Annotated in this window: 12 protein-coding genes; all 12 read left to right on the top strand. The window is 40.0% G+C overall.

Features of this window, described 5'->3' with window-relative positions; genetic code table 11:
• Window positions 1–164: 164 nt before the first annotated feature.
• The 12 genes from DXB77_RS08005 (at window position 165) to DXB77_RS12945 (ending at window position 15,875) form a co-directional block, all read left to right on the top strand.
• Entirely contained in the window at window positions 165–707 is a 543-nt protein-coding gene (locus DXB77_RS08005) for a GNAT family N-acetyltransferase (RefSeq protein ID WP_182439451.1), read from the top strand.
• Window positions 708–736: 29 nt separating this feature from the next.
• A complete protein-coding gene (locus DXB77_RS08000) occupies window positions 737–1,105 on the top strand; it encodes a hypothetical protein (RefSeq protein ID WP_118662981.1) in 369 nt (122 codons plus the stop codon).
• Between the two features lie 8 nt (window positions 1,106–1,113).
• Window positions 1,114–1,509, top strand: coding sequence for a protein-export chaperone SecB (locus DXB77_RS07995; protein WP_118662980.1), 396 nt, complete (start codon window positions 1,114–1,116; stop codon window positions 1,507–1,509).
• A 221-nt stretch (window positions 1,510–1,730) separates the two neighbouring features.
• Window positions 1,731–3,503 carry a hypothetical protein gene (locus tag DXB77_RS07990; RefSeq protein ID WP_118662979.1) on the top strand — a complete coding sequence of 591 codons (1,773 nt, stop codon included), beginning with the start codon at window positions 1,731–1,733 and terminating at the stop codon, window positions 3,501–3,503.
• Between the two features lie 650 nt (window positions 3,504–4,153).
• Window positions 4,154–6,238: a hypothetical protein gene (locus DXB77_RS07980; protein WP_118662977.1), complete on the top strand. Its 2,085-nt coding sequence runs from the start codon at window positions 4,154–4,156 to the stop codon at window positions 6,236–6,238.
• Between the two features lie 206 nt (window positions 6,239–6,444).
• Window positions 6,445–7,842: an ATP-binding protein gene (locus tag DXB77_RS07975; RefSeq protein WP_118662976.1), complete on the top strand. Its 1,398-nt coding sequence runs from the start codon at window positions 6,445–6,447 to the stop codon at window positions 7,840–7,842.
• A 566-nt stretch (window positions 7,843–8,408) separates the two neighbouring features.
• On the top strand, window positions 8,409–9,389 hold the full coding sequence (rfbB, locus tag DXB77_RS07965; RefSeq protein ID WP_118662975.1) for a dTDP-glucose 4,6-dehydratase: 981 nt from the start codon (window positions 8,409–8,411) through the stop codon (window positions 9,387–9,389).
• A 93-nt stretch (window positions 9,390–9,482) separates the two neighbouring features.
• Window positions 9,483–12,278 (top strand): leucine-rich repeat protein, encoded by a 2,796-nt coding sequence (locus tag DXB77_RS07960; RefSeq protein WP_118662974.1) that lies wholly within the window; start codon window positions 9,483–9,485, stop codon window positions 12,276–12,278.
• Window positions 12,279–12,294: 16 nt separating this feature from the next.
• Window positions 12,295–13,695 (top strand): MATE family efflux transporter, encoded by a 1,401-nt coding sequence (locus tag DXB77_RS07955; RefSeq protein WP_117823468.1) that lies wholly within the window; start codon window positions 12,295–12,297, stop codon window positions 13,693–13,695.
• A gap of 157 nt (window positions 13,696–13,852) precedes the next feature.
• Window positions 13,853–14,671, top strand: a complete 819-nt coding sequence (locus tag DXB77_RS07950) for a hypothetical protein (protein WP_117823470.1) — start codon at window positions 13,853–13,855, stop codon at window positions 14,669–14,671.
• 563 nt (window positions 14,672–15,234) lie between these two features.
• Window positions 15,235–15,672: an Rrf2 family transcriptional regulator gene (locus DXB77_RS07940; RefSeq protein WP_118663058.1), complete on the top strand. Its 438-nt coding sequence runs from the start codon at window positions 15,235–15,237 to the stop codon at window positions 15,670–15,672.
• Between the two features lie 14 nt (window positions 15,673–15,686).
• Entirely contained in the window at window positions 15,687–15,875 is a 189-nt protein-coding gene (locus DXB77_RS12945) for a hypothetical protein (protein ID WP_147353806.1), read from the top strand.
• Window positions 15,876–15,954 lie beyond the last annotated feature (79 nt).

Genomic DNA, 15,954 nt, shown 5'->3' with positions numbered 1-15,954 from the left:
AATAGTATATAGGAGAGAATACCCATGTTATTGTTTTATTAATCCATAGAAATATGAATGACTGAAACAAAGAATATTTTGACTTGCATTAGCGAACATAAAATGTTATTCTTTCTGTACAAATCTATGTTAGTATAATGTTACTGAAGATAAGGAAAGGTTTAATGGGGGAATTACAATTCAAAATAGTTTCAAGGAAGGTTGAACAATCTAATTTTGATTGTGGAATAGAATCAATAAATGCAGATATTGTAAATTCGTATTATCCAACGATATTACAACATGCATATGCATATAGTATAATAGCAAATAATCGAATTGTTGGTTATTTTCAAATAATGTTTAGAGATATTGAGTTAAATGACCTGCCTGAAGATATCAGTGAATATGACTCTGGGAAAAAAGAAAATAAAATATCTGCAGTTCATATCAATTTTATTGCCATAGATAAGAGATATCATCGTAATAATCTTGGAACATTTACGCTGAGAATAATTATAGAATATGTGAGACAATTAACTCAAAGATGGCCTATACGTATAATAACCATAGATGCAAGAAATGAACTTATCCATTGGTATAAAGAAGAGGGATTCCTTTTTATGCCTCATAACAGGGCGGGACAGGATGGTGTGACACGGGCAATGTATATGGATTGCTTTAGGTATCAGAAAGAATTGAATGATTATATAGAGAGTATATCGTAAATAATATTGGAATAAGGGGGAAAACAATTATGGAAAATCATAGCATAGGTACGCTTGTACTAGAGGGACAGGATTCAATTGATTTTGTTAATTCCTTAATTAGACCATCAAATGATATTATAGAACATTTTGAAACTGTATTTGATAGAATTGAAAAGTCAATCACTGTAGTTGATTGCGATGATGGCATAACAGCTAATATTAAAGATTATGACCTGTCTTTTCTGTCGGATATTGATGAAGAACAAATTGTTATACAAACGAATTTTAAGATAAGTGTTGATGATGTAGTGTTCTCGGACGTGGTTTCGGAATTAGATAAGGTAACAGTAAATGTAGTTGAGGATAGTTTGTATTGTAATTCTAATGGTAATAATTGTCTTTCTTGGGCAGCATAGGAGTAGATATGGAGAGTGCTTTTCAGTATAAAAAACCTTATTTGCAAAAGGTTGATTATTTAATAAATAAAGAATTTGATCCAAAAGGGAAAAGTAGTGTAGAGATTCAGGTAAACATGTCCGTTGAGCTTAATAAAGATTCTGAATTAAGTGAGGCAACAGTAGCATTACATGTTGAAATTGGAGAAAAAGATGAAAGAAGTCCATATTATATTGCTGTAACAGAAGAAGCAAGATTTAAATGGGATTCGGGTTTAACTGAGGAACAGATTGATCGCTTACTAAATCAGAATGCTCCCACACTTTTATTATCATATATAAGACCGTTGGTATCCCAGTTGACAGCTTCGTCCCCTTATGGAGCATACGATATTCCTTTTATGAATTTCACGGAAAGACGTTAATATTTAAGGATGAAGGGATATAAGTGAGTTTTTTGATGTATAGCCATTTGTAATGACAATTTCCTGTTGATCAATACACAGTACGTGAATGTTGAATTGAAAGGTTAGTCCTTCACCATAAGGTGGGGGACTTTTTAACTTTATCAGAGACCTAGTAATACATTGATTGGAAGATAAAAAGAATAGATATCATTAAGATTGCCGGAAGGGAGAGATACAAAATGATTATAAAATTTTCAATGGATCAAATAACAAATATAGATGTACTCTATACGTGGACACATGTTTTTTCAAATGAGGTTGCTTGTGATGTAACGGAAGAATATTATCATGGTGATACCTATTGTAAACAGATTGTTGCAGATACATTAACAGTGCTAAAGTGGGGAATTCAAACGTATCTTGGTTCATCGGAGCGTATAGCAAATGAGACCTTTGATATTTGTACAGATGAAGGAGCAAAATATCATATCGAATTTGGTATTAATACATATGGAAGAAAAGCTGCAAGATTAGAGTGTACCATTACTGCCCCGGAAACGGAAGGTTATGATCAGAAGCTTGAAGAATTAAAAATAGCATTAAAGAACAGGCTCATCCAGGACTGGAAAGTTTGTACCTGGTTAGTTGATATGCAATCAGCGTATCTCTGTAAAGAAGCATATGAAAGAGCATTTATTGTTGAGAATAATCTCCGTGCATTTGCCAGTAAGGTATTGATTCATTTTATGGGAATTGACTGGCTTAATAGTACCGGATTAGAAAAAGAGGCAGAGTCGGTAAAAAATTTGAAGCAGAAATTTATTAAACGTGTACCGGAATTTGAGAATATAAATGCGGACTTTCTTTCAATGACACTGGAAACATTGGAAAAAGTAATGTTTGAAAGAAAAGTATATAAGGATACGATTGTATTAGATAAAAGCCAGTATGCAAAAGTTTTAGAGATAGCAGAAAATGGCAAAAATGCCAATAATGTAGCAGAATTTATTAAGTCGAACCGTACAGTAGAAAAAGATATATGGAACAACTTATTTGTGCCATATATTGAAAATACGGAGCAATTCAAGCAGGCGATACATAATTTTACAGAGGATAGAAATCATGTTGCACATAGCAAGGTTCTGTCCTGGAGTTCTTATCAGATCATATTGGGTGATTTTGATAAAATGGATGGTTTTATTCGTCAGGCAGATGCTGAATTTGAAAGCAAAGTAACATCAGATGAAGTATTGGAGACCTGGGATGCAATGCAGGAAGAAGAACGGAATGAGAGGGAATATTATCGTGAGCGTATAGCAAATGAAGCAGGTGTTGATATCCTTGATGCGGATGAGATAAAAAGTTGGTTCGATGAAGTTATTTATGGTTTATATAGTGAGGTTTATCAACGGTATCATTTGGATGTATGCTATGAAATATCTGATTATCAGATTATAACGGATAACGGGATTTGTTTTACCATTGTATCTCCGGTATTAGAAGATAATTCGCTTCGTGTAGATATTACTGCTGAATATTCCATAGATGATGATTTGGGTGAAGATAGCACATGTGAGGTAGCGTGTAAAGATGGTGCAGGAAGGACGATTTGTTCAGGAAATATTTATTTTCATAATGGAAATGGATATGAAGGGGAGGAGTGCATTATGGAAGCCAGTGAGAATTCTGAATATGACTCTTCTGAGATGAATGATTTACGTGATAATTTATTTAGTTATATTGATGAAGAATTAAATCCGTATCCGGAAAAATTAAACACCTATATTAATGAGAATAAAGGTCTTAATGACTGGACTGCAGATTTTGCATGTATCCAATGTGGGAAATTTGGTGTGTCTATTAATGAGGACTTTTTACCAGTAGGCCGGTGCTGTTATTGCGGCTGCGATAATGAACTTGAAAAATGCGATCGGTGTGGAGAACTGGTGAGTGCAGATGATATGGTGCACGGTTTTTGTCCATTTTGTTTAGCGTATATTGAGAAAGAATAAATGAGTGTACAGAAGAAGTAATACAGAAGAGATCAAAAAGGCGGAAAGGCAAACGTGCCGAGGATCTGTCCGGACTTCCAAAAGAGATAATCAACCACGATCTCAGCGAAGATGAACTTAGAGCATTATACCCTGACGAAGAATGGAAGAAACTGCCTGATGAAGTATACCACAGATACAGCTTCACTCCGGCAAAGATCGCACTAGAGGAACATCATGTTGTTGTATACTCGGGGAAAAAGACGGAACATATGGAAAAGGCAAAACAAGCTCAGACTGTATGAATACTTTAACTATCTTCTTACAGAGATTCCGGAACACATGGACGATAAGAACAATGATTTCTGTGAAAAACTTCTGCACTGGTCAGCTGAACTCCCTGCAGAATGCAGGAAATAATACAGAAATAAAGCCGCTCAGACGAGCGGCTAATTATAGTGGGGTACCCACAGCGGAGAGTTTACGGACAACCACATAGAATTCCTGCAAAAGCTTCAACTCGATTCCGGTATCAAGAACGGTTCTGCCATGGTGTAGGTAGATATCGGATAATGCATCAGTTAGACACGCATCCGGACTTTTTTCATATATCACGATTGCGTAAACGGTCTTCAGACTATAAATAACTAAACAGGGGGGACAAGGCTAATATGGAAATAAAAAATAAAACAACATTTAACAAATTATATCAAGCAGCATGCGATCTGGCGGATAGACTCCGGAGAGGTGAATGGACGAACAGTGACCGGTCAATAGAAGAATGCGAAGCAGCAATAAAAAGTCTGGCAGCTTTCATTGACGATGGAAAGGCGGATTGTACGGACAAACGGGAAGAGGCAAGAGAAAAAACATTGAAAGGGACATGGTTTCAAAGTGTTGATTTTCGCCGGATCATTGTACATATGCAGCTAGAGGAAGCAATAAATAATCGGGATATGCAGCTTGAACTGGATATTCTGGGGCATGTGCTTGCGTATCTGCCAAATGGAACCTATTTTAAGATGGGCAACCTGCCACAGGTCATGGAGACCATCGGACATCTTTATGGGGCATCGAAGAAGTCCGGTAAGCCCTATGCACCGAAAATGTCAGAAGAGACAGCAGTATTGATCGAATCAACGAGAAATCTGATCAATGCAGGTTTTTCATTTCAGATCGTAAATGGAGAGCCGGAGTTTGAACAGGATTCCGAACAGTGTTTGGTTGCGGAATTAGAAAGACGGATAAAAGAGCTTGGTGGAATGTATGTGATCCGTCAGTTATTTGACAGGGAGATTCGTGCACGATATCATGAGAAGCTTGGAAGATATCTGATCTATCGAAATAAGATATCAATGGGAGAAAAACGCCATATCAAAGTAAGAATACCGTATCAATATTTACTTCAGATGTCGCTAAAATTTCTGAAGACAGAATCAATATTCACAAATGCATATAAAGAGCACAGATATCAGGAGCTGATCCGAATGGCACAGGATTATCTGGAAGTTCTGCAGCTGCAGGGGTATATGACCTGGGAAGATGTCTTTATTGATCTGGAGGATTTTCCATATCGGCTGGCGAAAAATCTATGTTTTGAAAAACTTTGTATTCCAAGGCAATATCATCCGGAGTTTGTAAGGCTTCTTTTGCAAAACATGCTGGAACCATTTTATGGTACAGGCAGAGATAAAATGAGAGTATATTCTTTTCATAATTATTTGGAATTTGCTATATATGTGATGGATGCAGCAAAGGGCCCCCGGATATTTAAAAGGCAGGAATTATCGGAACGTCTGGGAATCAGCACTTACAAATTAGAACAGATCTTGCTGGATACTGCATTGGATGCTGATATGGTGAATCAGGATTTTGTGTATTATCTGGATGAGACAAATAGCTGGAGAAAGCCTCTTGTCAGGCTGGATGCGGATACCTATTTCTGTCTGGATGGCAGGATGGCGGGATATGGATTTTATGAAGTGATGTTTCAGATCTTATTTGCAAAGTATGGAACGAAGTTTAGCAGGAATCAGGGAGAGTATCTGGAACAGCTGGTCTATCAAATGTTTCGGGAGAAGCGTTTTCCATATATCACAGGGCAATATTATAAGGATGGAGATCTTACAGAACGTGATTGCGATATGATCCTGGAAGGGAAGGAGCGTGTGATGTTTGTTGAAATCAAGAAATGTCCGCTTCCCGGAAACTACGAGAAAGCAGATGATGTAAGTGTATTGAGTGTACTTGGCGATGGTATGCTGTATGCACAGGAGCAGATTTTGTGGCATAGGATACGCTTGAAAGAGAAGGGACTGATTGCGCTATATGATAAGTTGGGAAATCATATACAGGATTATATACCTGGCAGGAAACCGATAATGGCGATGAGTATCTGTATGCCGGAGTACGATTTCCTGACAGATCGCATGATGACTGAGAATTTTTTAGAGAGTGTACTACGGGTTACATATCATGCAAAGGATCAGACAAAGGAGAAAAATCTGGATCGATTAAATAAAAGGATAGCGAATATCCAGCTGGCAGCGGCGAGGCTGTTTGATGGTATGAAATATACAACCAGAGATGTATTTTTTAATTCTCTGTTTCGGAGTCTGCAGCAGGTATGGACGATGCTTCGCGTGTGCGATACACTGGATGTTTTTTTAGATATGTGTGCAACACAGCTTGTGATGATTACTGGTGCAGGAGATGTTTATGTGGACATTTGGAATGCATTGCAGCTTAAAGGATAATACGTGGAGAAAATATGCAGTATATATCCATAAATTGTTGCTAAATGCACAATAATTATTCATGAGAGCCTCCTTACTGTGAAGCCTTTAAGCCATGGCGTTCACGCCATTTCGCTTGACTTCGATCACCCAGTAAGTTATTATACTCGTAAGAAAGTAACTTACGAGTTAGTAACTCACGAGTATAATAAATTGGAGGTGGGCGAATGAGTCAGTTTTATTGCCGTGAGAATGAGCTTAGAAAGCTGAATAAGCGATATGAAGGTGACAAGTTTGAATGCATTGTCATCTACGGAAGACGGCGAGTTGGTAAAACCGCCTTGATCAATGAGTTCTGTAAAGAAAAACCGACCATTTTCTTCTCGGCACTCAACACGACAGGGAAGGAAAATCTGGAGGCACTTTCAAAATCGATCATGACTTTTGAGAGACCGGATATGGAATCTGCACCGGAATTTCGGTCATATGATGCTGCGCTGGACGAGCTGACAGCACTTTCCAAAGAAAAACGAATGGTTTTTGTTATTGATGAATATCCTTATCTAGCAAAGGCAAAACCAGCTATTTCGGCTATGCTACAGCACATTATTGATCATAAGTGGATGGAATCCAAGATGTACCTGATTCTCTGCGGTTCTTCAATGAGCTTTATGGAAAGTCAGGTGCTTGGGAAAGAAAGCCCATTGTATGGGAGAAGAACAGCTCAATTTAAGATTGCACCGTTGGATTATAAGGAAACAGCTGTGTTCCATCCGAATCTGTCGGATGAGGATAATTCGCTGATTTACGGTATCACAGGTGGTGTTCCGCATTATATTAACAAGCTGGATGTAAGAGACAGTGTAGATGAAGCATTGCTCGACAATCTGTTTGACCGTTCCAGCTATCTGTATGAGGAGCCGGCAAATCTTCTCAAACAGGAACTGCGAGAGCCGGCCATTTATAATGCCATCATTAAGGCAATTGCTGAGGGAGCATCACGACTGAATGATATTACGATGAAGGTCGGGGAGGATAATTCTGTTGTATCGAAATATCTCAAAACCTTGATTGACCTAGGCATTGTAAAAAAGGAGACTCCAATTAGTGAAAAACCTGGTAAGAAAACAATCTACCTGCTGGCAGATAACTTCTTCCGGTTCTGGTATCGTTTTGTCCCGGTCAATATGAGTGCAATTGATTCAGACAGAATTGCAAAGACCTATCCACACGCCGTAAAACAATATCTTCCCGATTACATGGGTTTGATATTTGAAAAGATGTGTCAGGACTATCTGTTGTACTATGCCGACAAGCTCCCCATTGAACTAAATGAAATTGGTCAGTGGTGGGGAACTGATTCCAAGAAGAAAAAGCAGATACAGATCGGCATCGTTGGAACTCCCGTAGAAGGAAAAGAGTATATTATTGGCTCCTGCAAATATAGGAATGAGAAGATTGGTGTGGATGAGCTTGAGCTGATTAGGGATTATGCATCAGTTTTCGGAAAAGGAAACACCTATCACTACTATATTTTCTCTAAAGGTGGATTTACGGATGGACTGCTCCAAGCACGGGAGCGAGGTGAAGTTCAGCTGATCACCTTGGAGGACCTTTACAAGTAAACAACTCGATGTCAGCCCTACTGGTGAAAACCGGCAGGGTATTTTTATACCCAAATTTAGAGAGAAGAAGATGCGTATAGGCTAGCATGCTGTCTTCATTTGACAGGATACACTGAACCGTCACCCTTATGTCGATGATACTGCTGATCAGACTGGATAACCGTTCCGGATAGATATCCGGATTGAACAGCTTCTTGAAAAACGGATCATAGGTTAAAGGCAGAGTTTTCGTACCCTCCATAAACCCCAGAAAGCGGTTCTTCCATTCTGGCGACATGTTCTGATAAGCAAAGTAGCTTCGCGGATGCTTCCGAAGCTCAGCAAGACATTCCTTTTCCGTGCGGGTAGGAAAGAGCTGGCGCCTGTTTTGTCGACAGGAAAAGCATAACAGAAAAAGGGTGAAAAAAACCTTTGATGTAATAAACAGCATGTCTGGGTGTAACTTTTGGTAATTTAACTCCGATTTTATGCGATAAGTTGACTTGGAATATGATTAGGATTAATATAAAATCATCGAACATGGGCAGATTTGAGACCATAGATAGGATAGATAAGAGATAAACACCATGACAATTATCGTAACCGGAGGAGCCGGATTTATTGGAAGCAATTTTATATTTTATATGCTGGACAGTTATCCGGAGAATCGTATCGTATGTATGGACAAGCTTACATATGCGGGAAATTTATCTACACTAGCTTCGGCGATGGATAATCCGCATTTCCGTTTTTGTAAGATTGATATCTGCGACAGAGAGGCAGTCTATAGGCTATTTGAAGAAGAACATCCGGATATGGTAGTGAACTTCGCAGCCGAAAGTCATGTAGACCGTTCCATCGAGAATCCGGAGATTTTCTTAGATACGAATGTCAAAGGAACGGCGGTGCTGATGGATGCCTGCCGTAAATATGGTATTGCAAGGTATCACCAGGTAAGTACAGATGAAGTATATGGAGATCTTCCGTTGAACAGACCGGATTTATTTTTTACAGAGGAGACTCCGATTCGTACGAGTTCGCCGTACAGCAGTTCAAAAGCATCTGCTGATTTGTTAGTGCTTGCATATTATAGGACATACGGACTTCCTGTTACGATCAGCCGTTGTTCGAATAATTATGGACCATATCAATTTCCAGAGAAGCTGATTCCATTTATGATTATTAATGCATTATCAGACAAGCCTTTACCTGTTTATGGGGAGGGTGTGAATGTACGTGACTGGCTGTATGTAAAGGATCACTGCCGGGCAATTGATCTGATCATTCATAAGGGTCGCGTTGGAGAAGTTTATAATGTTGGCGGACATAATGAAATGAAGAATATTGACATTGTAAAGCTTATTTGCAAGAAACTAGGCAAGCCGGAAAGTCTGATCACGCATGTAACAGACCGCAAAGGTCATGACTTGCGTTATGCTATTGATCCAACAAAGATACATAATGAATTAGGCTGGTTGCCGGAAACAAAGTTTGAGGATGGGATAAAGGAGACAATCCGTTGGTATTTAGATAATAGGAAATGGTGGGAGATGATTATTTCCAGATAGGATGAATAAGTATTTGTGCAAGTTGAGATGAGCTGAAGCTTTTGAGAAAAAATAACTACACGAAGAATAGTAATTGCAGAAAGAGAGGGTATTATGAGAAAAAAAGGGAGAAGCAGGATTGCGGTATTATTAGGAATAGGGGCTATTTGCGGCATGTTAGGTACAACAGGCAGGTATGTATATGCAGAAAATATGACAACTGCTACTGCAGCTATTGAAGAAAGCACAGGGGATATTACGCCTGCAACGGGATATGAGGTGTCGGAAAATGCAGGACCGGAATTATATACAAGTGATGAGGAACTTGCATTGCAGAGTACATCAAATGATACTTCACAAAGTGGAACCTGGGAGAATATAACATGGACGCTTTCTGGCACAACACTTACGATATCAGGAAAAGGAGATATGCCGGACGCCAGTTCTTCTGATAAGGCACCATGGTATACTTTAGATGTTGAAAAGGTTGTAATAAAAAGTGGTATTACAAAAATCGGAAGCCAGAATTTTGTGGAAATGTATGATATTACAGATGTAACCTATCCGAATACTCTGAAAGAGATTGGAGAGGCTGCATTTTATGGATGTACGAAACTGCAAGAGGTGGTTTTGCCATCTTCTGTGAAGACGATTCGATCTGGAGCATATTGTGACTGTAAAGCTGTTACCCGGATTGAGATACCGGGGGTAACGGATTTAGGAAGCTATGCATTTCAAAATAACTGTCCGACAACATTTACAATACCTGCAGGTGTAACCTCTATATCGCCGCTCGTATTTTTTGGAAATACAACGATAGAGAGTTATACGGTTGCAGCAGGTAACACAGCCTATGTTGCACGGAATGGAGTTGTATATTCCAAGGATCAGTCCGAATTAGTGATGTATCCGTTTAATGGAGGAACAGGCTCATTTACGATACCTTCGAATGTGAAGGAGATCGGAGATTATGCATTTTATAATAATGTCAGCTTGAACACGGTAAACTTTTCCAATGTAACAACATTAGGAGAAGGTGCATTTTATATGTCCGGCTTATCCGGAACCTTGACACTTTCGGATAAGATCAGTGAAGCAGGTAATTTTGCATTTCAGGGCTGTACCAAGATAACAACAGTAAAGTTTGGCAAAGGCATGAAAGAAAGCGCTTATTCAATGTTTGAAAAATGTACAGGGATTACTTCCATTGATTTTGGTGGCCTGACATCACTTGGTATGCGGACATTTTTAGGTTGTAACAGTCTGGTCGAGGTGACAGTTCCGGCAACGATAAAAAGCTGGGACGGATCGGTCTTTAACAGTTGCCAGAAGCTTGTAACATTTCGTGGTATGGGACTGGAATATGTGACATATGCTGATTTTGCACAATGCTATGCATTAACAGATGTATATCTTCCAAAAGTAAAAGAGATATATCGTCAGGCATTTGCAAATTGTCCATCCCTGAAACAGATAACGCTGCCTGCATCTACGCAGTTTGTAGATGAAAATGCATTTGCAAAGGATGTTGTGATCACCTGCAACAATAATCAACTGGTGCGGTTTGGTTACAATGGATTCCGTTATGCAGAAACAATTCAGATTAAAGGAAAAAGAGATTATACGAAGGCATTTGAGGTATTAGACAAGGTAAATGCAGAACGTGCAAAGAATGGTCTTGATGCATTGACGATGGATACCGGATTGTTAGAAACGGCTATGATTCGTGCCGGTGAGCAGGCAGTATTGTTTTCACATACCAGGCCGGATGGTGCAAGCTGCTTTTCAGCAAATAAGAATATGAATGCAGAAAATGTTGCAATCAATCAGTCTTCTGCAACAGCAGTCATGAATGACTGGATGAATTCATCGGGACACAAGGAGAATATTTTAAGTAAAAAAGCAACTACGATAGGAGTTGGCTGCTTTTATATAAATGGTATTTATACCTGGGTACAGTGCTTTGGTTCAAATACAGATGCTCAGACGGCAGAGAAGCAGGCAGACCGTACCATAACACAGAATATCAATATTCCGAAAAAGAAATTTACAGAAGCAATTACGACGGACGGTATTGTTTGGGGTGATGGTGAGACATATTCTTATAAATTTGTTATACAGATGGACAAGGATACTTATACTGCAGGCAAGAGCGTAAATGCGAAGGTCGTTCTGGTAAATCCCGGTTTTAGCATGTATTGTCCATTTACAAGCGGGAATATCACATGGAGCTCAGATAAGAAGAGTGTAGCAACGGTAGATAAAAATGGAAAGATTACATTTGTGGGCGGTGGTAAAGTAACTATCACAGCAAAAACAAAATATCATGAAACGTCACTTACCTTGACGGTGCAGAGTAAGTCACAGGTTACAAAGACCACACCAACATTGACACTGAAGAATAAGACAGTTACCTATACTGGAAAGGGAAAAAAGATAGGTGCTGCAAGCGTAAAAGGCGCGGCAGGGAAGATTACCTATAAATATTATTCAGATTCGAAGTGTACGAAGCGGTTATCTACATATCCTTCCAAGGTTGGAACCTATTATGTAATTGCAAGTGCAAAAGCAACAGCAACCAGCAATTCAGCGAAATCCAATGTAGCGAAATTAATGATTAAAAAGTCGAATCCAATGAAGGTAAAGGTGGCTTCAAAAACCTACAAAGCAAAAAAATCAACCGGAAAGCTTAACAAAAAGCATTCCTTTATAATCGGGGTAAAGAATGCAAAGGGTAAGGTGACATATTCCAGATCAAAGGCTTCGAAAGCATATATTACTGTTAGCAAAAAAGGAAAGGTAACAGTAAGGAAAGGAACGCCAAAGGGAACCTATACAATTACGGTAAAGGCAAAAGGAACTTCAAAATATAGAGGAAAATCGAAGAAGATAACGATTAAGGTTTCCTGAGCAATATTAGATACATATGAAAAATAAAAGATCATTTCTGTATGTGATGCTGACGATTGCATTTCCCATCGCATTACAGAATTTATTAACTACAACAGCCAGTATGGTCGATACGATCATGATCGGAAGGCTAGGAGAGTCGTGCGTGGCAGCAGTTGGTATCTGTTCCCAGATCAGTTCCCTGTTCTTCAGCTGCTACTGGGGATTTGCCAGTGCGTCGATCCTGTTCTTCTCCCAGTATTGGGGGGCGGATGATGAAAAGGGAATTAATCGTACATTCGGTATCACTTTCATCTGCATGGCAATCGTGGGCTTTGCATTTGCAGCCCTGTGTATCATCAGACCGGAATTCTTATTGGGGGTATATACAGATAAAGAAGTATTTATCCGAATCGGAAAGCCGTATATGCGGATTGTCGGATGGGCATATCCGCTTCAGGTATTTGCTGTACTTATCAGCTTCCTGCTCCGTTCGACAGAGCGGGTGAAAGCGCCGCTTATCTGTTCCGTCGTAGGACTGGTAGTGAACTTCTGCTTGAACTTCGTGTTGATATATGGTAAATTCGGCGCACCGAAAATGGGGGCTGCCGGTGCGGCAGTCGGAACACTTGCATCTGCAATCATCAATTTATTACTGCTGTTTATCTATCTGATGCGTTCGGAATGTAAGGTGCGGATCCGTCTGAGTCAGATGTTCTTATTCCATGGCGGATTTATCAGGGTGTATCTGGCAAATGCATTTCCAATCCTCTGTAACGAATTGTTTTATGGAGTTGGACAAATGCTGATCAATATCGTGATCGGACACCAGAATGAATCTGCGATCGCCGCCATGGCAGCGTTCCGTGTATGCGAGGGCTTTGTCTATGCATTTTTTGGCGGCTTATCAAATGCAACCAGCGTTGTGATCGGACAGTCTGTCGGTGCCGGTGACCATAAGGGGGCATATCGGTTTATGAAGCGGTCGGCATTGTTTTGCCCGGCAGTTACTTTCGGGATCGTGTTGATCTGTGCGTTATTACATGAACCATTGTTTGGCTTATTTGGATTGGGTGATCAGGCACTTCGGTATGGCATGTATATGTTATACATTTACTTGTTCTTCGGTGCGGTTCGAACCTGTAACTATATTATGAATGAGGGATACCGGGCAGCAGGCGAGACGAGAGTCGGAACCTATGTGGAGATTGGCGGTTTATTCTTAGTCAGCGTTCCGGCGACATGGATCGCAGGCATGGTCTTACATCTGCCTTTCCTTGCTGTATTTTCATTTGTATATACGGATGAGCTGGTGCGCCTGGCAATCGAGCTTGTCTATACCAGATCAGGCAAATGGGTGAAGCCGGTTACAGAAGCCGGAAGAAAGACTTTGCCGGAGTTCAAAGATTGGTTAAAGAACCGTAACAATCGTAAATGAAATGCAACATCTATAAAGAATAATTAAGCTGACAAAATCAGATAACGGACATATACTTTGTATATTCGAAAAACAGCCGAAGAAAAGCGTTGTGATGAGATTCACAATAAGAATTCCGGAAATGTATTTACAGATGAATGCAGGGGGATTGTAAGGTATGAGAAAGAATAGAACCAAGTCGGGAAAGATTATGACGGTAGCACTTGCAGCAACATTTGCAGTTAGTTTGCTGGCAGGATGCAATGGCGCAGACTCAGAGTCAACAGAAAAGAACAAAGGAACAACCGAGGTATCAACCGAAGCAACGACAGAGAAGACGGAAGCACAGGCAACAGAGGCAGCCAGTACAGAAGCCGGGATGGAAGCGCAGACAACAGAGGCAGCCAGCACAGAAGCTAAGACTGAGACACAGACCACTGAAGCGGCTTCTTCCGAAGAAGATGCCGGTGCTACAGAGGAAGGTACTTCTACAGCAGAATTACAGGAAGAAGCTGTATCCGCTCTGCCGGGTACATATCCGATAGACATGATCTTTAGCAGTGGAGCCGGTGGATGGAGTACAACATTAACATTATCACAGGATGGATCATTTACAGGAGCATTTTCTGATTCCGAAATGGGAGAACGAGATGAGAATGAATACCCAAATGGGACCGTATATGTTTGTAATTTCAGCGGACAGTTCAAAGATATCAAGAAGGTAAACGATTATACATATTCGATGACTCTGGATAGCGTGAAAGTAGCAGAAGATGAGGAAAAAATCGAAGATGGTATCCGTTATAAAGCGGGTGAACCATCCGGCATGGACAGTGGAACGGAGATCTATTTCTACACTCCGGATGCACCTGTCTCAGAATTGCCGGAAGCATTCCTTTCCTGGTGGCAGGAAAGTGCTGATGGATCAGCAACACTTGACTGTTATGCAATCTATAATAAATCCGCGGATTCCGGATTTTTTGAGTACGCAAAGTAAGTACTGCAAATGAAGAGATCATTAAGAAGATGAAAGAGAAAATATAATACAATGAAAAAGACTTTGCCTGAAACAGCAGGCTCTTTGGGGATATAAAGAGAGCAGCTGTTTTGGACAAAGTCTTTTTTATGGTTCAGGATAAACGAGGCGAAGTAAATGGGAAGCAATACATATAAGGATCTTCAGAACTCACATCCGTGTTTTGGAGGACAGAAAAATAATGCCGGGCGGATTCATATGCCGGTGAGTCCGGGATAAAACATCGGATGCCGTTTTTGTGAGCGGACGATCAATGATGTGGAGGAGCGACCGGGCGTAACATCAAAGGTGATCATACAGAAGCAGGCTGTTGTGGTGGACATGGTGGCCATGGTGGCTGTGGATGTGGAACACCGGATGGATTGCCATAAAAAATAAATTTTTACTTGATAAAACCTATAGAAATAGTATACTATAATGTAAAATGATAATTTATCATGTTTGCAGAAAAAGTAGATGAGATTCAGATGATGTACAGATGTATGGAATCATTTGAATCAGATAACAACGACAGGGAGGTCAAGATGAAGATATCAACAAAAGGAAGATATGCGATAAAACTGATGTTGGATCTGGCCACCTATTATAATGGTGAGCTGGTTAAGATAAAGGATATTGCAAGAAGACAGCATATTTCAGACAAATATCTGGAGCAGATCGTTGCAATATTAAATAAGGCATCACTGGTAAAAAGTGTCCGTGGAGCGCGTGGGGGATACATGTTATATGCTTCACCGGAGAATTATACGGTCCGGCAGATCTTAGAAACAGTAGAAGGAAGTCTGGCACCTGCAGACTGTGTCGGCGATAACGCAGCTTACTGCGAAAACAGAAGTATGTGTGTCAGCGTACTGATCTGGGAGAAACTTGATCAGGCAATACAGGATGTACTTGAGGGAATCACCTTAGCCGATCTCGTTGACTGGCAAAACAACCTGATGGTAGACCAGTACGTTATTTAATATATGATAGACATTTGCGACATGAAGAAAAGGAGATCACATTGATTCTTGGCAGCAGCAATGATCGCGAAGTGGTCTTGACAAAGGACTGTCAGTTCATCCTGACCTCCTTCCCGATGAATGAACGGCTGGTATTTAACCGGACATATGCGGGATATCGGGGAAGCCTGACCTTTACCGAAGATTTATACGATAATCTGTAAAAGCAGATACCACATTTCACTCTGAAAAATTCAGAAAGAAATGTGGTATTTTTTTGTTCTAATTTTCATTTGTCATGCA

Origin of the sequence: Clostridium sp. OM05-9 (genome assembly GCF_003481465.1) — a bacterium.
GTDB lineage: Bacteria > Bacillota > Clostridia > Lachnospirales > Lachnospiraceae > Coprococcus > Coprococcus ammoniilyticus.
Note: the sequence above shows the minus strand (reverse complement) of the source record. Positions and strands in the feature narration are given on the sequence as shown.